At 73.9% G+C, this 24,639-nt stretch carries 17 protein-coding genes; 9 read left to right on the top strand and 8 right to left on the bottom strand.

From position 1 onward, the window contains the following. Positions 1-833 precede the first annotated feature (833 nt). Positions 834-2,942 (top strand): NACHT domain-containing protein, encoded by a 2,109-nt coding sequence (locus tag HNP84_RS15465; RefSeq protein ID WP_185050405.1) that lies wholly within the window; start codon positions 834-836, stop codon positions 2,940-2,942. On the opposite strand, the gene HNP84_RS15460 is transcribed toward HNP84_RS15465, so the two are convergent. Further along, positions 2,906-5,326, bottom strand: a complete 2,421-nt coding sequence (locus HNP84_RS15460) for a GMC oxidoreductase (protein WP_185050404.1) — start codon at positions 5,324-5,326, stop codon at positions 2,906-2,908. The two genes, HNP84_RS15465 and HNP84_RS15460, sit on opposite strands and share 37 nt — an antisense overlap. A 148-nt stretch (positions 5,327-5,474) precedes the next feature. Between HNP84_RS15460 and HNP84_RS15455 the strand changes: the two genes are divergently transcribed. The 3 genes from HNP84_RS15455 to HNP84_RS15445 all read left to right on the top strand — a co-directional run bounded on the left by HNP84_RS15455 (position 5,475) and on the right by HNP84_RS15445 (position 9,947). Continuing rightward, a complete protein-coding gene (locus tag HNP84_RS15455; RefSeq protein WP_185050403.1) occupies positions 5,475-6,539 on the top strand; it encodes an esterase/lipase family protein in 1,065 nt (354 codons plus the stop codon). A 125-nt stretch (positions 6,540-6,664) separates the two neighbouring features. Beyond that, entirely contained in the window at positions 6,665-8,584 is a 1,920-nt protein-coding gene (locus tag HNP84_RS15450; RefSeq protein ID WP_185050402.1) for a peroxidase family protein, read from the top strand. Between the two features lie 154 nt (positions 8,585-8,738). Next, complete coding sequence (locus HNP84_RS15445) at positions 8,739-9,947, top strand: S8 family peptidase (protein ID WP_312924912.1); 1,209 nt, start codon at positions 8,739-8,741, stop codon at positions 9,945-9,947. Positions 9,948-9,995: 48 nt separating this feature from the next. On the opposite strand, the gene HNP84_RS15440 is transcribed toward HNP84_RS15445, so the two are convergent. Together HNP84_RS15440 and HNP84_RS15435 are read right to left on the bottom strand one after the other, a co-directional pair. After that, the gene (locus HNP84_RS15440; protein ID WP_185050401.1) at positions 9,996-10,868 is read right to left on the bottom strand and encodes a DUF72 domain-containing protein; all 873 of its coding nucleotides are present in this window, start codon (positions 10,866-10,868) and stop codon (positions 9,996-9,998) included. 48 nt (positions 10,869-10,916) lie between these two features. Continuing rightward, positions 10,917-12,449 carry an MDR family MFS transporter gene (locus tag HNP84_RS15435; protein ID WP_221336311.1) on the bottom strand — a complete coding sequence of 511 codons (1,533 nt, stop codon included), beginning with the start codon at positions 12,447-12,449 and terminating at the stop codon, positions 10,917-10,919. Positions 12,450-12,589: 140 nt separating this feature from the next. On the opposite strand from HNP84_RS15435, the gene HNP84_RS15430 reads away from it, so the two are divergent. Then, positions 12,590-13,174 carry a TetR/AcrR family transcriptional regulator gene (locus HNP84_RS15430; protein WP_185050399.1) on the top strand — a complete coding sequence of 195 codons (585 nt, stop codon included), beginning with the start codon at positions 12,590-12,592 and terminating at the stop codon, positions 13,172-13,174. A gap of 115 nt (positions 13,175-13,289) precedes the next feature. Here the strand turns inward: HNP84_RS15430 and HNP84_RS15425 are convergent, their stop codons facing one another. The 4 genes from HNP84_RS15425 to HNP84_RS15410 all read right to left on the bottom strand — a co-directional run bounded on the left by HNP84_RS15425 (position 13,290) and on the right by HNP84_RS15410 (position 18,802). Further along, on the bottom strand, positions 13,290-13,532 hold the full coding sequence (locus HNP84_RS15425; protein ID WP_185050398.1) for a hypothetical protein: 243 nt from the start codon (positions 13,530-13,532) through the stop codon (positions 13,290-13,292). Positions 13,533-13,597: 65 nt separating this feature from the next. After that, entirely contained in the window at positions 13,598-15,721 is a 2,124-nt protein-coding gene (locus tag HNP84_RS15420; RefSeq protein ID WP_185050397.1) for a hypothetical protein, read from the bottom strand. Between the two features lie 208 nt (positions 15,722-15,929). Beyond that, positions 15,930-17,504: a peroxidase family protein gene (locus HNP84_RS15415; protein ID WP_185050396.1), complete on the bottom strand. Its 1,575-nt coding sequence runs from the start codon at positions 17,502-17,504 to the stop codon at positions 15,930-15,932. After that, positions 17,501-18,802: a cytochrome P450 gene (locus HNP84_RS15410; protein ID WP_185050395.1), complete on the bottom strand. Its 1,302-nt coding sequence runs from the start codon at positions 18,800-18,802 to the stop codon at positions 17,501-17,503. Before HNP84_RS15410 ends, HNP84_RS15415 begins: the two co-directional genes overlap by 4 nt. 292 nt (positions 18,803-19,094) lie before the next feature. Here HNP84_RS15410 and HNP84_RS15405 point away from each other — a divergent pair, with 292 nt between their 5' ends. The 4 genes from HNP84_RS15405 to HNP84_RS15390 all read left to right on the top strand — a co-directional run bounded on the left by HNP84_RS15405 (position 19,095) and on the right by HNP84_RS15390 (position 23,598). Then, positions 19,095-19,961: an acyl-CoA desaturase gene (locus HNP84_RS15405; RefSeq protein WP_185050731.1), complete on the top strand. Its 867-nt coding sequence runs from the start codon at positions 19,095-19,097 to the stop codon at positions 19,959-19,961. 160 nt (positions 19,962-20,121) lie between these two features. Continuing rightward, positions 20,122-22,368, top strand: a complete 2,247-nt coding sequence (locus tag HNP84_RS15400; RefSeq protein ID WP_185050394.1) for an Orn/Lys/Arg family decarboxylase — start codon at positions 20,122-20,124, stop codon at positions 22,366-22,368. A gap of 70 nt (positions 22,369-22,438) precedes the next feature. After that, a complete protein-coding gene (locus tag HNP84_RS15395) occupies positions 22,439-22,801 on the top strand; it encodes an antibiotic biosynthesis monooxygenase family protein (RefSeq protein WP_185050393.1) in 363 nt (120 codons plus the stop codon). Then, a complete protein-coding gene (locus HNP84_RS15390) occupies positions 22,798-23,598 on the top strand; it encodes a DsbA family oxidoreductase (RefSeq protein ID WP_185050392.1) in 801 nt (266 codons plus the stop codon). Before HNP84_RS15395 ends, HNP84_RS15390 begins: the two co-directional genes overlap by 4 nt. Positions 23,599-23,701: 103 nt before the next feature. Here HNP84_RS15390 and HNP84_RS15385 read toward each other — a convergent pair whose 3' ends face one another. Further along, positions 23,702-24,577, bottom strand: a complete 876-nt coding sequence (locus HNP84_RS15385) for an SDR family oxidoreductase (RefSeq protein ID WP_185050391.1) — start codon at positions 24,575-24,577, stop codon at positions 23,702-23,704. Between the last annotated feature and the right edge of the window lie 62 nt (positions 24,578-24,639).

Below are 24,639 nucleotides of genomic sequence, written 5' to 3'. Positions count from 1 at the left end.
TCGCCTCCGCACACCTTCCTGCGCCACCTCCCGCGGACTCGACCACCACCTACAGACCCCCGCCTGCGTGGATGCGGGGTTTTTGTCGCGCCCCCTGCATCCGCCCACAGACCCCACAAGACCCACCTCCGCAGGCCACCCTTGACCACCGCGAGGGCCCACCCCCCACAGCCTCTTGGAGGCCGCTCCCCACGCAGGCCACCACTTGGGCCGCCTCTGCACTGCCCTCCGCCGGGGGCGAGCCGCCGGCGGCCCACCCACCACGCCGCCACCCACCGGCCCCATGGACCCCACCGCCGCCCAAGCCACCACCTGGGCCGCCTTCGCACCGCCCGCGCAAGCCGCCCACCTCCGCACCCCCACCCGCCTGCGCCGCCGCGCACGCCACCACCTGGGCGGCCTTCGCACCGGCCCTCCGCCTGGGGCAAGGCGACGGCCGCCCTCCCGCCTCCATGCGCGGTGGCGCGATTGCGCGGAGGTCGGCATCGCCGAGGCCGATCGGGACGTGGTCCCCACGACCGCCGACCGGCATGGTGCCGAGGGGGAGCTCGTGCGCGACGCCGTGAGCCTGGTCTAGGCCGCCGGGCTGCCGGGGCCGTTGTCGCGGGTGGACGTGGAAAGGGCGGCGGTGCGGGCCTTCGGGGGCAAGGCGGTAATGCCTTTGTGCCCTCCCCTGGGGTTCATGTGGCGCGGGGAGCGCGGCCTCTCGGCAACGGGCGGCGGTGAATTGAGGATTCCATACTACTTTTTAGCCCTATTCTCACGTGACATATACGCATACTGGGTTTATGGCACGACACTGGCGGCAGAATCGCAAAGCCAAAGCGTCGGTGGTGCTGGGTGTTCTGCTCCTGGCCCTGTCGACCGCGTTCCTCGTCCTGTCTCCGAAATTGCCGACGGGGCCCGGGACCACGGTCGGGATCGCGTCGGTCGCGGCGGCGGTGGGCAGTGCGATGTCGCTGGGCAACGGCCTGGTGCAGTTCCTGTCCTGGTGGCGCAGGCGTGGGGCGCCGGCGCCGGCGCCCACGTCGGCCGACATCGCCAACGCGAAGGACATCCTCGCCGGGCTGGTGACCCAGCAGTGGCGGGACGAGACCGTGCTGCGCTCGCTGGCCGATCCCGAGCCGATGCCGGTGCCCTGGCGTTCGACCGAGCACCGCGAACTCGCCGACCATCCTGAGATCATCGCCAAGGGCACGGTGGCGTTCCCCGGCCTGGACGTGCACATCGCGGACATGGCGCGCAACTTCCGCGCCCTGCGGTGCCGACGGCTGGTCATCCTGGGGGCGCCCGGCACCGGGAAGACGACCCTGGCCGTGCAACTGGTGCTGGAGTTGCTGCGCACGCGCGAGCCGGAGGAGCCGGTCCCGGTGCTGCTGTCGGCCTCGCGGTGGGACGACCGGGTCCATCCGCGGCTGCAGGACTGGCTGGCCGCGAGCCTGGCGGCGGACTATCCGGCGCTGCGGGCCGAGAACCTGGGCCCGGACATCCCGGAGACGCTGGTGGCGCGCGGCGAGGTGCTGCCGGTCATCGACGGGCTGGACGAGCTGCCGGGCGGCGCCCGCGCGGACATGCTGGCGACGCTGAACCGGACGATGTGCGAGACCGACCAGCTCATCGTCACCTGCCGTACGGAGCAGTTCGCCGAGTCCGTCCGGGAGATCGGCGACGTGCTCACCGCGGCGGCGGTCATCGAGCCGCAGCCCCTGTCGGCCGCCGCGGCGGCCGAGTACCTGAGGGCCTGCCTTCCCCCCGTGCCCCATCCGGTCTGGCCGCGGGTCCTGGAGGCGTTGCGGACGGGTGGCGCGCCGGCGCTGGCCGAGGTCACCTCGACCTCGCTGGGGCTGTGGCTGGTCCGCGCCACCTACATCGCGCCTCGGGCGGACCCCACGCCGCTGCTGGAGCTCGGGCGCGGCAGCGCGGGCGAGTTGCACGACCACCTGTGCGACCAGCTCATCCCGGCGCTGGTGGACGCGCGCCCGCCCGCCGACGCGCCGGCCCAGCCGTTCCGGCCGCAGCACGCCTGGAAGCCGGAGGAGGTCGGCCGGTGGCTGGCGTACCTGTCCCGCCAGCTCGCGCAGCGGGAGGAGGACCCGCGCGACATGGCGTGGTGGCACCTGGCGCGCTACACCTCCAGCCACCAGGTCCGGGTGTGGGCCGGGGTGACGATCGGGGTCGTGGTCGGCGTGGCCTTCCTGCTGCTGACGCGGGTGCCGAGCGCCAGCGCGTGGATCGGCCTGCTGTCCGCGCTCCTGGCCGTGATCATGATCGGTTCCTGGTTCACCGAGCCGCCGGGCCACGCCGACTTCCATCTGCGCGGCAGGCTCTCGGAGGTGCTGCGCATCCTCAGGGACGGCCTGATCGTGGGCGCCCTGGGGGCTCTGGTCGGCTACCTCATGGCCAGCTCGGTGGGCGGGCCGAGGATCGGGCTGGAGGGCGCGCGGAACATCGGGCTGCTGTCCGGCGTCGGGTTCGTCTTCGTGGTCAGCCTGATCCGCTGGGTCGAGCGCCCCACGGTCGCCGCGACCGCGCGGTCACCGCGCTCGACCTGGCGGGCCGACCGGAACCTCACCCTGATCCGGATCATCAGCGGGCTCGTGGTGGGGCTCATGGGCGGGGCCATCGGGCTGCAGGCGCGGCTCAACCCGACCGTCGCGATAGCCGGCGGTCTGGTGCTGGGCCTGCTGTTCGGGCTCATGCTCGGCAGGCACCACGCCTGGCTGGCCTACAAGCTGACGGTCCCCCGCCTGGCCACCAAGGGGTGGCTGCCGCTGCGGGCCATGGACTTCCTGGACGACGCCCACCGCCTGGGCCTGCTGCGCACCGAGGGGCCGTACTACCAGTTCCGCCACATCGAGCTGCAGGAACATCTCGCGCGCGGCAGGCACGTGACCGACGGGGATCATCAGGTCGCCCGTGGCCGCGCGGCGAGGTCGCGGTAGGCGTCCCACAGCTCGCCCAGGAACAGCCGGCCGAACCTGGCCAGGGCCTCGGCGCCGCCGGGCCCCCGGGTCCGGAACGTCGTCAACTGGCGGAGGAAGTCGGGCAGATGGATCGTGATGACACCCGCGGCGGCCACCTCGGCGCCGGCGTCGCCCGCCGGGGCGGTGTGCCCGCGCAGGATCCGGACGTACAGGGTGGAGGTGTCGCGCCACACGTCGGCCCCGGGGTCGTCGTGCACGTCCTTGTGCCCGACCAGGGTCAGGGCCTGGCCGCCGGCGCCGGTGAAGTGGAGCCGGTAGAGCATGCGGCGACGCGCCGGAACCGCCTCGGCGGACACAGAATCGGGCGCCGAGTCCAGCGCGAAGAGGTTGAACGAGCCCGCCTGGACCGGCATGCGGCCGCCGCCGAGCGTGGGGCAGCTCACCCATCCGCTCGCGGACGCCTCGTGCGCGGCGTCGGCGACGAACCGGTCCACGTCGTCGGCGGTGATGGTCAGGTGGACGGCGAGCAGGTGGCCGTTGGCGCGGCCCAGCCGCTCGCCCTCGGCCGGGTCGGCGCATCCGGGCATGACGTGGCCGCGCATCTCCTCGGTGAAGCTCAGGCCGGTCGGCCCGCCGGTGCGCCCCCCGGTACGGCGTGCCGGCCGGGCGGAGGACTGCAGGATGCGCTCGCAGGCCCGATCGGAGAGGGCGGCGATGGTCAGGGCGGGGTTGGCGCCGACCGGGCCGGGCATGGCCGCGCCGTCCAGGACGTACAGGCCCGGATGGCCGAACACCTCGCCGTACTCGTCCACGACGCCCTCGCCGGGATGCCGCCCCATGGGGGCGCCGCCGAGCGGGTGCACCGTGATCACCCTGCGGGCCAGCCACAGCGGGCTGTCGTGGTAGCCGGCGCCCCAGGCGCGCGCCATGCCCCGCATCACCGAGCGCATCGCGGTGAAGTAGCCCATGGACGTGGTCGTCGTCCAGTCCACGTCGAGGTAGCCGCGGCGCAGGCGCATGACGCCGTCGGGGACGTCGCGGCCCATGCCGAGCAGCGCCAGCGACCCGTCGGACAGGCGTCCGGCGCCGAGCAACGCGGCCAGTTCGGCGTTGATCCGGGTCTGCGGCGAACGGCTGATCATCGCCGCGAGCCTGCCCAGCGCGAACATGCCCACCCGCCTGAGCTGGCCGCGCACGCCCGCGAACTCCGCCAGCCACTCCACGATGGGCGGGTAGCCCGCGTCCTGGACGTAGAAGCCGCGCCGGTCCCCGGTGCCGGGCGGGTCGCCGGAGTCGGCGGCGTCGGGCACGCGGATCGCGCTGGTGATCACCGGCCCGCGGCTGCCCGCCAGCGAGCGGTGGCGGCCCGCGCCGTCGCGGGCCCGGGTGACCACGGAGAGCAGGTCGCCGTTGCCGCTGAAGCGGGTGCCCAGCGCCCGGCTCAGGCCGGGGAGCTCCGCGCGGCAGGTCAGCAGCAGGAACGTGGTGCCCAGCGTGCCGGCGGCCAGCACCAGCCGGTCGCAGGCGATCGTGCGCTGCGGCAGCCGCCGGGTGTGCACCCGCCGCCCCTCCCGGTCGAGATCGTGCACGACGTAGCCGACCGCGTAGCCGCCGCCGGGGGCGGGGGCCAGCCACCGTGCCTCGTGGAGAGTGCGGATGTCGGCGCCGTGGTGCTCGGCGGCCGACAGGTAGGTGTGGTCCAGGGTGTTCTTCGCGCCGTCGTTGCAGCCCAGGTCGCACTCGCCGCGCAGCCTGCACGTCGTGCGCGGCATGCCGTGCAGGTTGCCGTACCCCGGGTCGGGGATCGGCAGGCCGGGGGCGGGGGCGGCGCCGGGCTCGGGGGCGAAGGAGACCCCCAGCGGGAGCAGCACCCACTCCAGCCCCATCCGCCGGGCCGCCTCGCGCATCGCCAGCGTCTTGGCCGTCTCGTCGTACGGCGGCAGGCCGAGCGGGTAGCGCTGGGGGCGCAGCATCCGCTCCACGGCGTCGTAGTGCGGATCGAGGTCGGCCCGGGTGACCGGCCAGTGCTCGTGCCCGCCGCCGGGCACCGGGCTCTCCCGTACGAACCACCGCTCCGGCTTGCGCAGCAGCACGTTGGCGTAGATGAGGGAGCCGCCGCCGAGCCCACTGGAGACGGCCGCGTCCAGCCCGCGGAAGCTCCACAGGTCGAACAGGCCGTACATGCCCTCGCTGGGGTCCCACAGGTTGCGGGCCATGGCCGCGGGCGAGCGCGGGAACGACCCCGGCGGATAGGGTTTGCCGCGCTCCAGCACGACCACCCGCAGGCCCGCCTCGGCGAAGCGGTAGGCCGCCACCGACCCGCCGAATCCCGAACCCACCACGACGACGTCGGCGTGCTCGTCGGCGGGGCGTCTGCCCCGGTCACGGACTCGATCGCGCATGACTCCCCCTCGCCCGGCCTTGTCAACCAGCGGGGGGAGGCACAGAATGAAGAGTAACCGACCGGTGAGCCGAGCACCGGAATCAGGAGTCCAGACCAGGGCGCCGGCCCTCGGAAAGGCCGCCGGGCCCGGGATCGTGGCGATCGGCATGCATCGACGACCCGCATTCAGCGAACGCGTCATACCCTTCACCGCCGGCGACGGCATGCGTCTGCGCCTGGTGAACGTGCGGGGGCCCGCCCCGCCCACGAGGGCTCCGGTCCTCCTCGTGCACGGCGCGGGGGTGCGTTCGGGGGTGTTCCGGGCCCCGGTGCCCGCGAACATCGTGGACGCGCTGGTCGCGCGGGGCCACGACGTGTGGCTGGAGGACTGGCGGGCGAGCATCGACGTGCCGCCCAACCCGTGGACCCTGGACCAGGCGGCGAAGTACGACCACCCGGCCGCGGTGCGCGCGGTCCTCGCCGAGACCGGGGCCGACCGGATCAAGGCGATCATCCACTGCCAGGGATCGACCTCGTTCATGATGTCCGCCTGCGCGGGCCTGGTGCCCCAGGTGGACACCATCATCACGAACGCGGTGTCGCTGCACACGCTCGTCCCGGCCTGGTCGCGGGCCAAGCTCCGCTACGCGGTCCCGGTCGCCTCCAGGTTCCTGTCCTACCTCGACCCCTCCTGGGGGGACCGGCCGCCTCCGGGCGCGGCCAGCGTGATCACCGGCCTGGTGAAGGCGGCCCACCGCGAGTGCGCGAGCACGGTGTGCAAGCTGGTCAGCTTCACCTACGGCAGCGGGTTCCCCGCCCTGTGGCGGCATGAGAACCTCGGCGAGGACACCCACGACGCCTGGCTCCCGCGCGAGTTCGGCCCGGTGCCGCTGACGTTCTTCCGGCAGATGGACCGGTGCGTACGCCGCGGCCACCTGGTCGCCTACCGGCACCTCGAGGGCCTGCCCGACGACTACACGGCGCAGGAGCCGCGCACCGACGCCCGCGTCGTGTTCCTGGCCGGCGAGCTGAACCGCTGCTTCCTGCCCGACAGCCAGCGGCTGTCCCACGCGTTCTTCTCCCGCCACCAGCCCGGCCGTCACGCCCTGCACATCCTCCCCGGCTACAGCCACCTGGACGTCTTCTTCGGCGAGCGCGCCCACCGCGACGTCTTCCCGCTGATCATCGACGAGCTGGCCGGCACGCCGGCCCGGCACAGGGGAGACCGATGACCGTCGCGCCCGCCGCGCCGTGAGGGCACAGGCGCGCCGCGCCGTGAGGGCACAGGCGCGCCGCGCCGTGAGGGCACAGGCGCGCCGCGCCCACGCCGCAGCCGACCATTCACGGGGGAGATCCGATGCACCGCCGCCAGACCACCCATACCGCCGAGCGCCCCGCGCCCGGGCCCGTCCGCACCCGCACTCCCGGCCCCGCGCCACGCCCGGCGCCGCCGGAACCGCGGCCGGTCGCCGGGGCGGGCTACCGCCGCTCGCGGTTCTGGACCGCCTACGACGCCGTGGCGAAGCTGCTGGACCACCGGTTCGGCTGGGACCGGCTGCCCACCCCGCTCGGCCTGGCGGTGCTGGTCGGCATCCGCAACCGGCTGCGCAAGCACAACCTGTACGACGCCGGCCGCCTGCCCGCCGTGGACCCGCCGCGGCCGGTCCCCGACCCGGCCGGGCACGAGGTACGGCGCACGCCGGACGGCTCGTACAACGACGTGGGCCATCCGGCCATGGGCATGGCCGGGACCAGGTTCGGGCGCAACATCCCGTTCGACCACGCCTACGCCGAGCCGCCCGAGCGGATCATGACCCCGAACCCGCGCGTCGTCAGCCGCAGGCTCATGACGCGCACCCAGTTCCAGCCCGCGACCACCCTGAACGTCCTGGCGGCCGCCTGGCTGCAGTTCATGATCAGGGACTGGTTCAGCCACGGGAAAAGCCCGTCGGAGGACCCGTGGGTGATCCCCCTGGAGCCCGGCGACGACTGGCCCGACCCGCCGCTCACCATCCCGCGCATCCCGCCCGACCCGACCCGGCCGCCCGGGTACGACGGGCCCGCGACCTCGCTCAACACCCTCACGCACTGGTGGGACCTGTCGCTGATCTACGGCACCAGCGCCGAGGAGCAGCGGTCGCTGCGCACCGGCAGGGGCGGCAGGATCCGGCCGCGCCCGCACGGCACCCGGGCCATGGCAGGCCCCGACGCCGACCCGTCCCGCGAGCCGGGCTTCTGGCTCGGCCTGGTGATGCTGCACGGGCTGTTCGTGCGCGAGCACAACGCCATCTGCGAGCGGTTGCAGGCCGAATACCCCGGCTGGGGCGACGACGAACTGTTCGAGCGGGCCCGGCTGATCAACGCCGCCCTCGTCGCCAAGATCCACACCGTGGAGTGGACGCCCGCGATCATCAGCCACCCCACGGCGGTGGTGGGCCTGCGGGCGAACTGGTGGGGCCTGGCCTCCGAGCGGGTCAACCGGGCGGTGGGGCGGATCAGCCGCAGCGAGACGATCAGCGGCATCCCGGGCTCGGCGACCAGCCACTTCGGCGTGCCCTACAGCCTGACCGAGGAGTTCACGGCCGTCTACCGGATGCACCCGCTGATCCCCGACGACTACAGCCTGCGGTCGCTGAGCGACGACGCCACCATCATGCGGACCACGCTGCGCAAGCTGTCCGGCTCCGGGGCGCTGACGGTCGCCTCGGCCATCCCCGCCGCCGACCTGCTGTACTCCTTCGGCACCGAGCACCCGGGCGCGATCGTGCTGCACAACTTCCCGCGCATGCTGCAGGAGTTCGTCCGCCCCGACGGCCGGGTGATGGACCTGGCGGCGACCGACCTGCTGCGCTGCCGGGAGCTGGGCGTGCCCCGCTACAACGAGTTCCGCAGGCTGCTGCACCTGCGCCCGGCGCGCGACTTCGGCGATCTCGCGGACGACCCGGCGCTGACGGCGGAGCTGCGCGAGGTGTACGACGGCCGGATCGAGGACGTGGACCTGATCACGGGCATGTTCGCCGAGAAGCGCCCGCGGGGGTTCGCCTTCAGCGACACCGCCTTCCGGGTCTTCGTGCTGATGGCCTCCCGGAGGCTCAACAGCGACAGGTTCTTCACCGCCGACTACGCCGAGCACGTCTACACCGCGGCCGGGCTGGACTGGATCGCGCGCAGCACCATGGCGTCGGTGATCCTGCGCCACCATCCGCAGCTCCGCCCCGCGCTGCACCGCGTGGCGAACGCGTTCACGCCCTGGCAGCGCGCCCGGCCCGCCGCCTAGCGGGCTCGCCGCCGGGTGACGGGTTCATGGGCGGCATTTCATCCCGGCTTGGGGGCGAGACGAGACGCGTACGGGCACCGTCCGGGATGAGCCGGGGCGTCCGGGTGCGACCCGTCCCCCGAGGGGGGACGGCGGAATCGGGAGAGAACTGCCAGTGGGTGAGAGATTCAGCATCCTGCGGGACCTGAGCGGGGCCCGTACCGCGAGTCCGTTCGAGGTGGCGCGGTCGGCCGGGATCGCGCCGCCGCAGGTGTTCGCCATGGGCGGCGAGCCGCATGTGGAGGTCGTCGAGCTCGGCAAGCGCGAGGTGCGCGACGTGGTCCGCGACCCGGAGGTGCGGGCGGTGGCGCCGGTGATGCCGACGGCGCTGATCCAGCCGATCGAGGAGCCCGACGGCGGGCGCGCGGAGGCCGAGGCGCGGGCGGCGGCGGCCACCTGGGGCGTCAAGGCGGTGGGCGCCGACGTGTCGTCGCGGACGGGCGAGGACGTGATCGTGGCCGTCCTGGACACCGGCATCGACGCCACCCATCCCGCCTTCACCGGGATGACCCTGCTCCAGGAGGACTTCAGCGGCTCCGGCGTGGGCGACAAGCAGGGGCACGGCACCCACTGCGCGGGCACGATCTTCGGCCGGGCGGTCGAGGGCACGCGCATCGGCGTCGCGCCCGGCGTGACCCGGGCCCTGATCGGCAAGGTGCTCGCCGACGACGGGACCGGCGACACCGAGGGGCTGCTGCGCGGCATGACGTGGGCGCTGCAGCACGGCGCCAAGGTGATCTCGATGTCCCTGGGGTTCGACTTCCCCGGCATGGTGCAGCGGCTCATCGACATGGGGCGGCGGCCGAACGTCGCCACCTCGCTCGCGCTGGAGGCGTACCGGGCCAATCTGCGGTTGTTCGACGCGCTGATGCAGATGGTGGCCGCGCGCGGGGCCATCGGCCCCGGCACGATCGTCGTCGCCGCGGCGGGGAACGAGAGCGACCGGCCCAACTTCGAGATCGCCGTCTCGCTGCCCGCCGCCGCGGAGGGCGTCCTCGCGGTCGGCGCGCTGGCGCAGTCGCCCACGGGCAACGGGCTGGTCATCGGCCCCTTCTCCAACACGTTCCCGCAGATCAGCGCGCCGGGGGTGGGCGTGGTGTCGGCGCGGCTGGGCGGCGGGCTGCAGTCGCTGACGGGCACGAGCATGGCGACCCCGCACGTGGCGGGCGTGGCGGCCCTGTGGTGGGAGGACGTGATGAAGTCGCCGCTGCCCGCGACGGCCTCCACCGTCGTGGCCCGCCTGCTCGCCAACGCCGCCGTCAGCCCGATCGCCTCGGGAGTGGACATCGCCGACCGCGGCGCGGGCCTGGTGCGCAGCCCGTGACCTCCGGCCGGGGCCCGCGCCATCGGCCCGGCGGCGGGCCCCGCGCCGTCACGCGAGCAGCCGGGCGAGCTGTGCGGCGTTGACCTGCGCGTAGTCCCGGTAGCAGTTGTTCATCAGGACGTGCGTCGTGTCGGCGTCCTCGGCGAGGCGGCGCAGCCTGGGCGCCCACTCCCGCAGCTCCTCCTCCTGGTAGAGGTAGCCGAACCGCTCGTGGACGTCCTTGCTGGTCCACTTGCCGGAGTGCCCGTGGAAGCGCACCACCGCCAGGCGGGCCGTGGCCGCGAGCACCGGCGGGATCGAGCTGGGATACCCCTGCGGCATGTCCACGCTCACGTACGGCACCGCGTGCTCGGCGAGGAAGCCCAGCGTCTCGGCCCGGTTCTCCTCGCTCATCCAGGTGTGGTTGCGGAACTCCACGCAGATCCCCACCGGCGCGCAGCGCTCCCGGCACTCCAGGATGTACTGCTTGTTCCGCCTGCTGATCGGGAACCACTGCGGGAACTGGAACAGGATCGCGCCGAGCTTGCCCGGCTCGCGCAGCGGCGCCAGCGCGGCCAGGAACCGCTCCCACACCTGCTCGGCGACCTCCGGGCCCACGTCGCGGAGGTAGACGTTCCCCTTCGGCTCCCCGAGCCGTTCCCGCAGGTCCTTGTACAGCGCCGAGGGCTTGGTCGGATGCTGGGTGAGCAGCGAGAACGCCTTGACGTCGAAGGTGAACCCGGGCGGGGTCCGCTCCCGCCACAGTGACACGGTGCTCTCCGCGGGCGGGGAGTAGTACGAGGAGTCCACCTCCACCAGCGGGAACCGGCTCGCGTAGTAGCCCAGCCTGTCCTGCGCCGTGGTGACGTCGGCCGGGTACCAGCCCGACTCCAGCAGCGTCCTGTCGGTCCAGGACGCGGTCCCCACCAGGATGCGACCCATGTTCACCCCCGTACCCCCACCGTCGGCGGTGACGCGGCGCAGGACCCCTCAGACGCCGACCGGCTCCTCCTGCTTGGGCCGCTCCGGCAGGTCGAGGCTGTCGCGCAGCCTGGCCGGCCTGAGGAAGGCCGCCGCGACCAGGCCGACGGCGGCGATGGCGGCCGAGATCAGGAAGATGTGGCCGGTGGCGTCGCCGTACGCGGCGCGGACGATGGTCTTGACCGGCTCGGGAAGCGCGGCGATGTCGAGGCTGCCGCCCGCGGCGCCGCCGCCGGCCGGGATGCCGGCCCTGGCCAGGCCCTCGGCGATGCTCGTGGCGACCCGGTTGGCCAGAACGGCGCCGAGCACCGACACGCCGATGGTGCCGCCGAGCGAGCGGAAGAAGGTGATCGCGCCGCTGGCCGCGCCGACCTCGCGCAGCGGGACGGTGTTCTGGATGACCAGGACCAGGTTCTGCATCGACAGGCCCACGCCGACGCCCACGGCCAGCATGTACGCCGACACCAGCACGATCGAGGTCTCGTGGTCGATGGTGGCCAGGCCGGCGAAGCCCAGCAGCAGGACGGCCAGGCCGGCCAGGATGTACGGCTTGGTGCGCCCGCTCCGGGAGATCATCCGGCCGCTGATCGTCGAGGACAGCAGCACCCCGGCCATCATCGGGATGGTCAGCAGGCCCGCCTCGGTGGGGGTGTACCCTCGGCCGATCTGGAAGTACTGGCCCAGGAAGACCGAGCCGCCGAACATCGCCATGCCCACCGCGAGGCTGGCCAGGATGGCCAGGGCGGGGGTGCGGCGGCGGATGACGTGCAGCGGGACGACCGGCTCCTTCACCCGCGACTCCACCCAGGCGGCCAGGGCGAGCAGCAGCACGCCGCCTCCGGCCATGGCCGCGGTCTGCCAGGACAGCCAGTCGAAGGAGTTGCCGACGAAGGTGACCCAGATGAGCAGGACGCTGACGCCGGCCGCGATGAGCGTGGCGCCCCAGTAGTCGATGCTCACGTCCGACCGGCGGACGCTGGGCACGCGCAGGGTCTTGGCCAGCAGCGCGAAGGCGGCGACGGTGAACGGCACGGCGATGAAGAAGCACCAGCGCCAGCCCAGCCAGGAGGTGTCGGCGATGAGGCCGCCGAGCAGCGGGCCGCCGACCGTGGCCACGGCCATGACGGCGCCGAGGTAGCCGTTGTAGCGTCCGCGCTCCCGGGGGCTGATCATGGCCGCGACGATGACCTGCGCGAGGATCTGCACCGCGCCCATGGCCAGGCCCTGGACGGCGCGGAAGCCGATGAGCTGTCCGGTGTTCTGGGCCAGGCCGCAGGCCAGCGAGCTGAGCATGAAGATCACGATGGAGATCTGCAGCAGCAGCTTCTTGTCGAACAGGTCGGCCAGCTTGCCCCAGATGGGGGTGGATGCCGTCGAGGCCAGCAGGGACGCCGTGACGACCCAGGTGTACTGCGACTGCGTGCCGTCCAGCGCCCCGATGATCTGCGGGAGCGCCACCGAGACGACGGTGGCGCTGATCAGTGCGACGAACAGGACGAGCAGCAGTCCGCTGAGGGCCTCCAGGACCTGACGGTGAGTCATCTGCTCACCGGTAGACGGCGATGCCGTCTGTGCGCTCATGCGCGACCTCCGATCAGGGAATTCCACCCGATAACGTACATGCACAGTGAGAAACTTTGCACAGTGGGCATCTATTCCCAGCGGGTAAGCTTGTCCGCATCATGGACAGCACGATCGGGCTGCGCGAGCGCAAGAAGGCCGAGACCCGCCAGGCGGTGCACGAGGCCGCGCTGCGCCTGGCGGTGGAGCGCGGCCTGGACAACGTCACGGTCGAGGCCATCGCCGACGCCGCCAACATCTCCCGCCGCACGTTCTCCAACTACTTCGACGGCAAGGAGGACGCCGTCCTCTACGGCGACGAGCAGCGCCTGCGCGAACTGGTGCGGCGCGTTGCCGAACAGCCCCCCGAGCGGACGGCCTGGCAGGCGCTGCGCGGAGCCCTCCGGGACTTCTACCACGACTCCGGCAGTCCCGACCGCGACTGGGTCCAGCGCAGCAAGCTGGTGAAACGGCATCCCTCGCTGCTGGCCAGGCAGCTCGCCGGCCACGCGCGGCTGGAGAGCGAGCTGAGCCAGGCCCTCGCCGGCCGCCCTCAGCCGCACGGCGTCGAGCCCCGCGTGATCATCGCCGTCTTCCTGGTGGCGTTGCGCATCGGCACGCAGCGCTGGGTCAACGAGCCCGAGACCGGCACGCTGCTGGAGATGATGGACCAGGTGCTGGACCAGCTCGCCCGGCCCTTCGAGTAGCCCGCGCCACCGGCCGGGCCGGGACGGCACGAAGCTCAGGGGCCCGCGCTTCCGGCATGTCGCCCGGCCCTTCGAGCAGCACCACACCACCGACCGGGCCGGGACGGCGCGAAGCTCAGGGGCCCGCGCTCTCGGCGTATCGGCGCAGGCGGTCGGCGGCTTCGGCCAGGTCGGCCGCCGCGGTGGCGCAGGCCGCCAGGTGGGCGGCGACGGCCTCGTGGAGCCACTGCGGGGCGGCGCCGCTCGCGCCGAGCCTCGCCTCGACCGCGCGCAGGCGTTCCGCGGCCTCGGCGAGCGCGTCGGAGTCGGCCGTCAGGACCGCCGCGTGGCGGGCGATGGGGCCGGGTGCGTCTGGCATGTCGTCCCTTCTCGGCGGGGCTCGGGGAATCAGGGGGATCGGGGGATCGGGTCCGCGGGGCGCGATCAGGCGCGCGGGACGGGCACTCCGGCGCCGAGCACCGTCTGGCGGGCGACGGTCGCCCGGCACACGAGCGGGCGGGCGCCGTCCAGACCCAGCTCGCGTACGAGCTGCGCCAGCGGGTGGGCGGAGTCGCCGGGCGCCAGCCGGAGCCGGGGCGCGAGGTACACCAGGCCCCGGGCGCGGGCGCGTACCGACGAGCGCAGCACGTCATCGCCGTGGCGCGCGTAGCGCACCAGGCCGGGGTCACGCGCCGGCAGGCCGGGACCGAGAGGGCCGCTCAGGGTGAGGATACGCTCGTCCGGGCCGCCCGCCGCGAGGTGTGCGGCACCGCCGCCCAGCCGGAACTCCACCGGCGCGAGGTGCGGCCCGCCGCCCCACAGCGCCCCCGCCGCCGCGTGCGCGGCCTCCGCGTCGATCGCCCAGCCGGCCACGTAGCCGCCCCGCCGCCGGCGATCGGCCCTGCCGGGCGGGCCCGGCGGCCGGCGGGGGCCGGGCACGCCGATCGTCAGGTGGAGCTCGCGGAACTCGCCGAGGCCGCCGCGCCGGTGCCAGGCCGCGTGCACGGTGACCAGGGCGCCGCCGGGGACGCGCACGGGCGGGCCGAGCCCGGTGCCGCGCACCGCGCGGGCCGCCGCCTCGGGGTCGGCGGCGAAGCAGGCCGTGACCGCGGCGCCGTCGCGGCAGCGCACCGGCACCTCGACGGCGCCGCCGGGGAGCTCGACGGAGTACACGGGCTCGGCCGCGGACTCCGGCGCCTCCACGTCGAACAGGCGGTACGCCTGCGTGCGCACGATCCGCCCCCGGTAGGGGGTCAGCCGCTCGTCGATGTGCTCGCGGGCCTCGGGCAGGTCATGGGCGAGATTGCCGATGTAGCGGTCGATGGAGTGGCACAACGGGAACAGGTGGGTGGGGTCGGCGTAGTCCACGACGTACCAGCCGGGGTGCAGGCCGGCGCAGGCGCCCGCGCCCTGCCCGTCGAGGGTGGGGATGATGTCGTGCTGGTTGGTGACGGCGGCGACCCAGGTACGCGGGTCGGCGGGCCGTTTGAAGTCCACCGGCGAGCCGACCGCCACGGCGTGGGTGACCCGGTAGCGGGCGCAGAACTCCCGGTCCTGGGCCAGGTTCAGCACGGCCGCGCCGCCCGCGCTGTGCCCGATCAGCGCGATCTCGGCTCCGGGCGGGATGCCGTAGTCGGCCACCGCGCGGGCCAGCGCCCGGCTGTAGGGGCTGCTGTCCAGCACCGCGCTGCTGAAGGCGCCGAGAAGGTCCTGCGGCGAGTCGGCGTCGAGGCGGCCCGCCCTCATGCCCGGCGCCTGGACGACGTGGCGGATCACCCCGTCGGGGCCCTCGACGCTCCTGAGCAGCACGCGTCCGGTCGTGCCGATCACGCTGATGTCGCCGAGGAAGCCGAGCAGCGAGCCGTGCGAGCTGAGCCGCCCGCTCTCGGCCGGGCCGGGCTCGACGCGGCGCGCGCCGCCCTCGCCGCGGTCCAGCACCGCGATGATCCGGTTGCTGATCCCGGTGATCGGGTCGGCGGTGGCGTAGCCCCCGCCGGTGGCGATCAGCCAGGCGGCGGCGTCGTTGAGCGGGTTCTCATCGAGCAGGGCGCGCAGGGCGAGCACCTCGCCGAAGACCGGAGCCAGCGCGCTGAGGGCCCCCACCGCGCCGCGGTCGCGCAACAGGGCGCGCAGCGCGCGCACGGCCTCCAGATCGCGGTCGGCCGCCGCCGCCTCGATCAGCCGGACCAGCGCCGGATCGGTGGTCAGCTCGGGATGGTCCAGGGCCACCGCGGCGATGCGCAGCCGCAGCGAGGTGGCCAGCACGCGTACGGCCAGGCTCTCGGCGCCGGCCAGCGCGCCGAGGCGGGCCGCCACCGTGGCGAGCCGGCCGCCGGCGGGAGCGTAACCGAGCCCGCTGCCGTGGGTCACCGCGCGGGCCAGCGCGCCCTGGGCCCGCAGTCCCGCGACGGGGGCGCGGGGCAGCCCGGCGAGCACCGCCGGGTCGGTGAGCGCGGCCGTCGCGTGGGCGGCTGCCTCGCGGATCGTCACCGCGACCTCGACCAGCTCGCGCGCCGCCGCCCGCAGCTCCTCCTGCCGCGCGCGGCCGTCCGGGCCCGTCCCGGTCATGGCCGCACCGCCCCGGTCATGGCCGCACCGCCCCAGTCATGGCCGCACCGCCCCCGTCATGACCGCACCGCCCCGCCACCCTGGTCATGGCCGCACCGCCCCGCCACCCTGGTCATGGCCGCGCCGTCCCCGTCATGACCGCACCGCCCCGCCGCCCCGGTCATGACCGCACCGCCCCGGTCATGGCCGTACCGTCCCGCCGCCCCGGTCATGGCCGCGCCGCCCGGGTCATGCTGACGAAACGGGGACGCGGGTCCTCTGGGACGTTGCGGTGCAGTACGTCCGACAGCGTGCGGGTGGAGGCGATGACGTCCAGGCCGAGCGGGGAGAACGTGGCGGCGTTGAACACGCGCGGCGCCAGCAGCGGGTTGGTCAGCGCCTGGGAGAAGGCGTCGATGGCGATGATCTTCGTCAGGAGCGGCGGCAGGATGGCGTCGGGCGAGCCGGGCTCCTCGGCGAACAGCCCGACGTACAGGTCGAGGTCGTCCACGCCGCGGTAGAGCTCGCGCAGCGCCGCGCAGACCCGCGGGTCGCCGTTGACGTGCTCGAAGCGGCGTACGCGCGGGAAACGGCAGTGCGCCCGGTAGTCGTTGTAGGAGGCCAGGGCGAGGGCCCGCGACTCGCGGATGCTGTCCACATCGACCTGGCGCAGCACGGGGTCGGTGTTGAACAGGCCGATCCGCCCGGCGCGCTGCCGCGAGGCGTCCTCCATGAGCCGGCCGAGGCCGTGTTCGGGGATCAGCGCCCCGGCGGCCAGGGTCTGCGCCATCGGCAGCTCGTGCCCGCCGACGGTCAGGTGGGAGGGGATCAGGCTGTGCCAGCGGTAGACGAGGTTGAACTCGACCGACGCCCAGTTCTCCCGGTGCCAGGGCGCGCGGGCCAGCAGCGCGGTGAGCCCGGGATCGAGGGTGAAGCGGAAGTGGTAGGGGGTGATGTGGTTGATGTACTCCTCGACCACCAGCTTGATCAGCATCACGATGAGGATGTTGCGCGTGGTCTGGAACAGGCGCTCGTCGTCCCAGCGCGGGTGGCGCTCGGCCAGCAGCGTGGCGACCCGGTTGTGCTCGCGCAGGAACAGCACGGTGAGCATGGTGAAGCCGAGCTGGGTGTTGCCGCGGTCGCTGCCGATCGCGAACAGGGTGTCGCGCCGCTCGGCGGCGATCTCGTCGAAGCGCAGCACGCTCAGCGCCGCGAACTCGGCTTTGATCTCGCCCTTCTCGCACAGGTGGGTCGGGAACTCCCCGCCGTTGATCACCTGGTTTTTCAGCCGGCCGCCGTCGTGGGCGCGCAGGGCCGCGGTCGCGGTCTCGTCGAGCCCGTAGAGCTGGTTGAGGTCGATGTGGTGGTTGGAGGTGTTCTTGCGGGGGTCGCGCGGGACGCTGGAGTCGCCGCGCAGGAACCCGTCGGTGAACCACTGGGCGAAGTAGGCGAACAGGACCGTCGAGCGCGGGCAGGGGATCATGGAGTCGCCGCGGGCGAACAGGCCGGCGGCGGCCTCGGGCGAGGGCCGGCCCGACTCGTCGGCCGCCACGGGGGGCAGGTGCCGGCCGCTGTAGGTGCGGTCGGTCAGCGACGGCCACGAGGTGTAGTCGCACATGGTGCTCAGCGGCTCGGGCCGCGGCGGCATCTCGCGCACCGCGCCGTCGATGAGCGCGGCGTTGAGGCGGCGGCGTACGGGGCCGGCCGCCTGCAGCAGGGTCCAGACCGGCTTGCCCCGGGTCAGGGCCAGGAACCGCAGCCGGTTGCGGGCGCCGTCGGTACGGATGCCGCGCGCGCTCCTCACGCGTCCTCCCCGCCGAACGTGAGGACGAACCGGTCGGGGAAGATGCCGTGGGAGCGGGTGAGCCTCCCCTCCGGTCCCGGGGCCGCGCGCACGCCGGGCCGCAGCAGCAGGCGGCGCAGCGTCTCGCAGATGACCGCGCGAGCCGGGTGCACGCCGAGGCAGGCGTGGTGGCCGTGGCCGAAGAACAGGTGATGGTGGCGCGGCCGGTCGAGGCGGAACTCCTCGGGCTCGGGCACCACGTCGGCGTCGAACATCGCCGAGGCGGGCGCGGCCAGCACGAACGTGCCGGCGGGGATGAGCGTGCTCCTCGGGGTGCCGGCCGCGAGCACGTGGTCGCGTACGCAGACCCGGGGCAGGAGTTTGAAGAACGGGCTGAACCGCAGCGCCTCCCACACGTGGGCGTCGAACCGGGCGGGGTCGGGCTCGGCGGCGGCCTCGGCGGCCTGCGCCAGGACCCGCGGCCGAAGCAGCAACTGCTCCAGCGCCTCGGCCATGGCGCCGGGCGCGCTCTCCACGAAACCGAGCGGCAGCCCGGCCATGTTGACCACGATGCGCTCGTCGTCCAGGGCGATCGGCTCGGGAAGCCCGGTCGCGACGAGCCGGGCGAAGACGTCGCGGGCCCCGCCCGGCGGCCCCGCGCGCCCGGCCCTGCGGGCGGCGAGCGCCTCGCGCAGGTGGGCCAGCATCTCCGCGCCCGCGCCGGCCGCTGCGGCCTTGACCCCCGGGTCGTCCTGGTAGTTCGCGAAGCAGTCGGCGATCACGGCCCTGGTCCAGCGCGACAGCGTGCCGGGGTCGGGGCCGGGCAGGCCGAAGTACTCCGCGCACACTCCCAGGGCCACCCGGCGGAACAGGCCGTGGACGGCCTCCACCCGGCCGTCCGGCCACGCCTCGCCGAGCGCCTCCTCCGCGATGCGGCCCGCCAGCTCGCGGACCCGCGGCACGTCGCCGGGGTCCAGCATCACCCGCATGAGGCCCTTGTCGCGCCAGTTGGTGGGGGTGGCGTCGCGGGACAGCATGAACGGGCCGCCCAGCACGGCCTCCAGGCGGGGGCCGAAGGACCGGACCGTGAAGACCTCCTCGTTGGACAGCACCTCGACGACGTCGGGGAAGCGGGTCACGACCGTGAAGGCCGGTGTGACGAGGATCGGCCGCCGGGCGCGCAGCTCGGCGAACAGGGTCCGCCACTCGCCGCGCATCCACTCCTGGACGAGTCCGGGCGCGCGGGCGGGGTCGCGGGCCAGCGCCTCCTCGTAGGTGTCCAGATAGCCGCCCGTCGCGACCCGCTCGCCAGCAACCACTGCCGTACCCCTTCCCGGTCGGGGGTGATGGACGCGGTGATCGTCCCGCGCAGTGACAGGCTAGGCGGGCGGCCCGCCCACCTCGCATGACTACGGCGCGCATTGTTTTGACTCCTCAAAGTAATCAAGATGTCACTCTGGCGGTCACTGCCGTGACGTGCCGTGACGGCCGTTGAATGGGCCAGGCCCGCCGTCGCTACGTCAGGGAGGTCGCGTGCCCCCACCATCCGCTCCCCGTCCGGCCGCGGCCGAGACCGTGGCGCTCGGCGCCGGGCGCCGCACGGCGTACCTGATGGTCCTCGTCGTCCTCCCCGGCGTGCTGCTCGCGCTCGCGGTGCCGGCCGCCTGGGGCTGGGGCGTCGGCCCGCGCGACGCCGTGATCGCCGCCGTCATGTACCTCGTGTGCATCTTCGGCATCGCGATCGGCTACCACCGGCTGTTCACCCACCGCGCCTTCAAGTGCCGCAGGCCGCTGCGGATCGCGCTCCTGCTGGCCGGCGGCCTCGCCGTCGAGGGCCCGGTCGGCCTGTGGGCGGCCGAGCACCGCCGCCACCACAAGTACGCCGACCGCGAGGGCGACCCGCACTCCCCCTGGCGCTACGGCGACGGCGGCGTGGCGCTGGTGCGCGGCATGCTGCACGCCCAGGCCGGGTGGTTCTACACCGCGCGGCAGCGGTCCAACCGCGCGCACTGGGTGCCCGACCTGCTGGCCGATCCCGACGTGCGCCGGTTCGACGCGGCCTACCCCGCCGTGGTGGCGCTGTCGTTCCTGCTGCCCTTCGCCGCGGGCGGGCTGTGGTCGCTGTCGTGGGAGGGCGCGTGGTCCGCGCTGTTCTGGGGCGGGCTGGTCCGCTACGCCGTCGTGCACCACGTCACCTGGTCGGTGAACTCCGTCGCGCACACCTTCGGCCGGCGTCCCTTCCGCAGCAGGGACCGCTCCTCCAACGTGCGGTGGGTGGCGTTCCTCACCCTCGGCGAGGGCTGGCACAACTGGCACCACGTGGAGCCCACCTGCGCCCGCCACGGGGTGCTGAAGGGGCAGCTCGACCCGAGCGCCCGGCTGATCCGCTGGTTCGAGCTGGCCGGCTGGGCGTACGCCGTGCGCTGGCCCGATCCCGCCCGCCTGGCCGCCGCCCGCGCCGGCCCGGACCGCCACTGACCGCCGCACCGCCTGATCGCGGCATCGCCCGACCGCCCCGATCGCCCGATCGGCCCGATCGCCCGATCGCCTGATCACCCGATGCCTGATCGCCGAGCACCCGCCCGACCACCCGCCCGGCCGGCCGCCACCGGCCGCGTCCCGACCCCGGAGCATCCTCATGGAGTCAACCGTCCTCGCCGCGGTCACCGAACGGCCCGACGCGGATTCCGCCCTCGCCGAGCAGCTTCGCCGCATCCGCCTGGAAATGGAGGATCTCGGGCTGAACGTCCGCTGGACGCACCGCGGCGAGGACGCGCTGGCGGTGGTCAACTCGGACGCGTCGCTGGCCGCGCTGCTGGCCGACTGGGACGCGCCCGGGGCGGAGGAGCTGCTGACCGCGGTGACCAAGCGGTTCCGCAACCTGCCGGTCTTCCTGATGACCGCGCAGCAGGAGCTGCCCCTGTGGGTGTACGAGGTCATCCAGGGCTACGTGTTCCCGCTGGAGGACACCCCCGCCTTCATCGCGGGCCGGATCGCCCACGCCGCCGAGCAGTACGCCGAGCGCATCCTGCCGCCGTTCTTCGGCGCGCTGCGGCGCCTGGAGGACCACCACCGCTACTCCTGGCACACGCCGGCGCACGCGGGCGGGGTGGCGTTCCTGAAGTCGCCGGTGGGGCGGGCGTTCTTCGACTTCTACGGCGAGCGGCTGCTGCGTACCGACCTGTCCATCTCGGTCGCCGAGCTGGGCTCGCCGCTGGACCACACCGGCCCGATCGGCGAGGCCGAGCGCAACGCCGCCCGCGTCTTCTCCGCCGACCGCACCTTCTTCGTGGTCAACGGCAACTCCACCGCCAACCGCATCGCCGGCCACCACGCGATGGCCCGCGACGACACCGTGCTGATCGACCGCAACTGCCACAAGTCGATCCAGCACGCGGTGACGATCGCCGGGGCCCGCCCGGTGTATCTGATCCCGGAGCGCAACGGGCTGGGGCTGGCGGGCCCGATCCCGCCCGCCGCCCTGGAGGCGGAGGCGGTGCGCGAGCGGCTGGCCCGCCATCCGCTCGCCACCGGAGCGCCGTCGTACGCCGTGATCACGAACTCGACGTACGACGGGCTGTGCTACGACGCGGTACGCGTGGCCGAGCTGCTGGGCGGCAGCACGCCCCGGCTGCACTTCGACGAGGCGTGGTTCGCCTACGCCCGGTTCAACCCGCTCTACGCCCGCCGCTACGGCATGGCGGTCGGGGAGGACACCCTGCCGGGCCCCGGCCGCCCGACCGTGTTCGCCACGCAGTCCACCCACAAGCTGCTGGCGGCGTTGTCGCAGGCGGCGATGCTGCACGTGCGGCCGTCAGAACGGGCGCCGGTCGACTACGACCGGCTCAACGAGACCTACTTGATGCACGCCTCCACCTCACCCCTGTACCCGATGATCGCCTCGCTCGACGTGGCCACGGCGATGATGGACGGCCCGTCCGGCCCGCACCTGACCGGGGAGGCGATCACGGAGGCGGTGCGGTTCCGGCAGGCGATGGTGCGGCTGGCGGCCCGCCTGCGCGCCGACGGCCGGCGGCCCGGCTGGTTCTTCGGCGTGTGGCAGCCGCCGTCGGTCGCCGGCCCCGGCACCGGGCGGCCCGTGCCGTTCGCCGACGCCGACCCGGCGCTGCTGCGCGCCGAGCCCCGATGCTGGACTCTGGAGCCCGGCGCGGCCTGGCACGGGTTCGACGGCCTGAGCGAGGGCTACTGCCTGCTCGACCCGGTCAAGGTGACGATCACCTGCCCCGGCGCCGACGCCGCGACCGGCACCGCCGAGTGGGGCGTCCCGGCCCGCGTCGTGGCGGCCTACCTGGCGCGGCGGGGCATCGTGGTGGAGAAGACCGGCGACCACACGCTGCTCGTGCTGTTCTCGATGGGCATCACCAAGGGCAAGTGGGGCACGCTGATCGACGCGCTCACCGACTTCAAGTGCGCCTACGACGACGGCGTGACGCTCGCCGAGGTGCTGCCCGGCTTCGGCCCGCCCGCCGTCTCGCTGCGCGAGTACTGCACCCTGGTCCACGGGAGGCTGCGCGACTCGCACACCGGCAAGCTGCTCGACGAGGTGTTCACGAACCCGCCCGACCCGGTCCTCACCCCGGCCGAGTGCTACCAGGCGCTGATCCGCTCCCGTACCGAACGGGTGCCGCTGGCCGCTCTCCCCGGCCGTGTCGCCGCCGCGACGGTCGTGGTCACGCCGCCCGGCATCCCGATGCTGATGCCGGGCGAGGCGGCCGGGCCGGCCGACGGCCCGCTGATGACGTACCTGCGCGCCCTGGAGGAGTTCGACCGCGCCTTCCCCGAGCTGGCCACCGACATCCACGGCGCCCACCGCGGCCCCGACGGCGGCTACCTGGTGGAGGTGATGCGCGACCACACGGCTTGATCCCAACCGCGGTTGAGGTTGCAGGATGATCCGCGAGGATTCCCGGCACCCGACGGCGAGGAGCGTGCGTATGAGCGCGGATTCCGGCTTCTACTCGATCATCGACTACACGGTGGACGGCCCCGCCACGCAGCAGGAGCTTGTGGACGCCTTCGCGGAGATCCAGGAACGGTGGGTGCGGTTCTATCCGGGCTACCGCTCCGCCCGGTTCCTGGTGAGCCTCGACGGCACCCGCGTCTACAACATCGTGCACTGGGAGAGCGAGGCCGACTTCCGCCACTTCGAGGCGACCTCCGACACCGAGGGACGTATGGCCGCCATCGCCAAGGCCCTGGAGGGCCTGTCCGGCACGGCCGAGCCGAGGATGAGCGGCGCCCCCCGCTACAGACTGGCCCGCGAGGTCGGCCCCGGCCCCCGGCGGACCGAGGCATGACCCCGGGCAGAAGCGCGCACGACGAGGCGCACGCGCACGAGGCCCACGCAGGCGAGGCGCACGCGGAGGATGTGCACGCGGACGAGGCGCACGCGGAGGATGCGTACGCGGGGGATGTGCACGCGCCGCACGCGGACGTCCACACCGCCGCCCGGGTCGGTCCTCCCGCCGAGCTTCAGGTCGATGTCTACGTCGATGTCTACGTCGATGTGCTGTGCCCGTGGTGCTTCATCGCCAAGCGGCGTCTGGCCGCCGCCGTGGCCGCGATGCCGGACGTCCGGGTGAGCGTGGTGTGGCGCAGCTTCGAGCTGGGGCCCACGCTCGGCCGTGAGCCGGGCCCGACGGCGGCCGAGGAGATGGCCGGGTGGTGGGGCGACCAGGCCGACGCCCGTATCGCCATGATCCGGCGCCTCGGCGCCGCCGAGGGCCTGGAGCTCAACCTGGACCGGGCACGGCCGGTCAACTCCTTCGACGCCCACCGGCTACTGCACCTGGCCGCCGCGTCCGGCCGGGCGGACCGGATGCTGGAGGGCCTGCTCCGCGCCTACCACATCGACGGGGCCGACATCGCCGACCACGCCGTGCTGGAACGGCTGGGAGTGGAGGCCGGCGTGACCGCCGGGGACGTCGCCGCCCTGCTGGCCTCCGACGCGTACGCCGACGCCGTCCGCGCGGACGAGAAACGGGCCGCCGAGCGCGGCGTCACCGGCGTCCCGGCCCTCGTGATCGGCACGCGCCCGCCCGTCTCGGCCGTCCAGTCGCCCGCGCACCTGGTCCGGCTGCTGAAGACGGTGTAGCGCGGGTGGCGGAGCGGCGTCAGGCGGATTGGAAGAACCAGGCCACGGCCATCGTGCCGGGGCCGGGAGCGCCGATGGCCGCTCACCGGCGCAGGAGGCGGGGTCACGACGGGCCGCTGAAGTCCTGGGCGTGATCGCGGGCCCACTCGGCGAACGTGCGCGCGGGCTTGCCCAGCACGTCCGCCGAGGTCGGCATCGGCCCGAACGCGGACGGGTCGAACTGCGCCACCTGGTCAGGGTCGGCCTCCTCTCCGGAGTAGTCCTCGAAGCCGGTGAGGAAGTCGGCGTTCTGCGCCGCGAAGCCGCCCTGGGCGAGGTACAGTTCCCTGGCTCGGGCCGGGGTCACCACCTCCAGGCGGATCTCCGCGCCGATCGCCTCGGCGATGGCGCGGACCTGGTCGCGGCGGCTGATGAACTCCGGCCCGTTCAGCGTGTACGCGGCGCCGTGGTGGCCGTCCTCCAGCAGCGCGGCCACGGCCACGTCGGCGATGTCGCGCTCGTGCACCGGACACCATGTCAGGTCGGGCAGCGGTTCGCGGACGACCCGCTCGGCCCGGATGGACGGCCCCCACAGCCACAGCTTGTTCAGCATGAACTCCCCGGGCCGCACGTGCGTCCACTCCATCCCGGACGCCTCCACCGCCCGCTCGACCGGCAGGTGGTAGCCGGTGTCCTCGCCGCCGGTCACCGCCCCCGAGGACAGGACGACGATCCGGCGCACCCCGGCGTCCTCGGCCAGCGCGACGACTTCACGCGCGGTCGCGGGGTGGGGGAACAGGTACATCCGCTCCACGCCCCGCACGGCGTCGCGCAGGCTCGCGGGGTCGGCCAGATCGCCCCGTACCACCTCGGCCTCCTCGGGGAGGCCGGCCCGCTCGGGCGTCCTGGTCAGCGCCCGCACCGCCACCCCTTCCCGTATGAGCCCGTCCACGACGAGCCTGCCCACATTGCCGGTCGCCCCGGTGATCAGGATTCTCATGCGGTCATTGTGGGCATCCGCACGGAGGGTAGGCAAACGCGAACAATATGTTCGCATACCCT

The sequence above is a fragment of the Thermocatellispora tengchongensis genome (assembly GCF_014202315.1).
Taxonomy (GTDB): domain Bacteria; phylum Actinomycetota; class Actinomycetes; order Streptosporangiales; family Streptosporangiaceae; genus Thermocatellispora; species Thermocatellispora tengchongensis.
Note: the sequence above shows the minus strand (reverse complement) of the source record. Positions and strands in the feature narration are given on the sequence as shown.

Excerpts from the sequence above, each read along its gene's own strand:
- HNP84_RS15435 (WP_221336311.1), bottom strand. The coding sequence starts at position 12,449 with ATGACTCACCGTCAGGTCCTGGAGGCCCTCAGCGGACTGCTGCTCGTC.
- HNP84_RS15385 (WP_185050391.1), bottom strand. The coding sequence starts at position 24,577 with ATGAGAATCCTGATCACCGGGGCGACCGGCAATGTGGGCAGGCTCGTC.
- HNP84_RS15460 (WP_185050404.1), bottom strand. The coding sequence starts at position 5,326 with ATGCGCGATCGAGTCCGTGACCGGGGCAGACGCCCCGCCGACGAGCAC.
- HNP84_RS15440 (WP_185050401.1), bottom strand. The coding sequence starts at position 10,868 with ATGGGTCGCATCCTGGTGGGGACCGCGTCCTGGACCGACAGGACGCTG.
- HNP84_RS15430 (WP_185050399.1), top strand. The coding sequence starts at position 12,590 with ATGGACAGCACGATCGGGCTGCGCGAGCGCAAGAAGGCCGAGACCCGC.
- HNP84_RS15395 (WP_185050393.1), top strand. The coding sequence starts at position 22,439 with ATGAGCGCGGATTCCGGCTTCTACTCGATCATCGACTACACGGTGGAC.
- HNP84_RS15390 (WP_185050392.1), top strand. The coding sequence starts at position 22,798 with ATGACCCCGGGCAGAAGCGCGCACGACGAGGCGCACGCGCACGAGGCC.
- HNP84_RS15400 (WP_185050394.1), top strand. The coding sequence starts at position 20,122 with ATGGAGTCAACCGTCCTCGCCGCGGTCACCGAACGGCCCGACGCGGAT.
- HNP84_RS15455 (WP_185050403.1), top strand. The coding sequence starts at position 5,475 with ATGCATCGACGACCCGCATTCAGCGAACGCGTCATACCCTTCACCGCC.
- HNP84_RS15420 (WP_185050397.1), bottom strand. The coding sequence starts at position 15,721 with ATGACCGGGACGGGCCCGGACGGCCGCGCGCGGCAGGAGGAGCTGCGG.
- HNP84_RS15405 (WP_185050731.1), top strand. The coding sequence starts at position 19,095 with ATGGTCCTCGTCGTCCTCCCCGGCGTGCTGCTCGCGCTCGCGGTGCCG.
- HNP84_RS15450 (WP_185050402.1), top strand. The coding sequence starts at position 6,665 with ATGCACCGCCGCCAGACCACCCATACCGCCGAGCGCCCCGCGCCCGGG.
- HNP84_RS15425 (WP_185050398.1), bottom strand. The coding sequence starts at position 13,532 with ATGCCAGACGCACCCGGCCCCATCGCCCGCCACGCGGCGGTCCTGACG.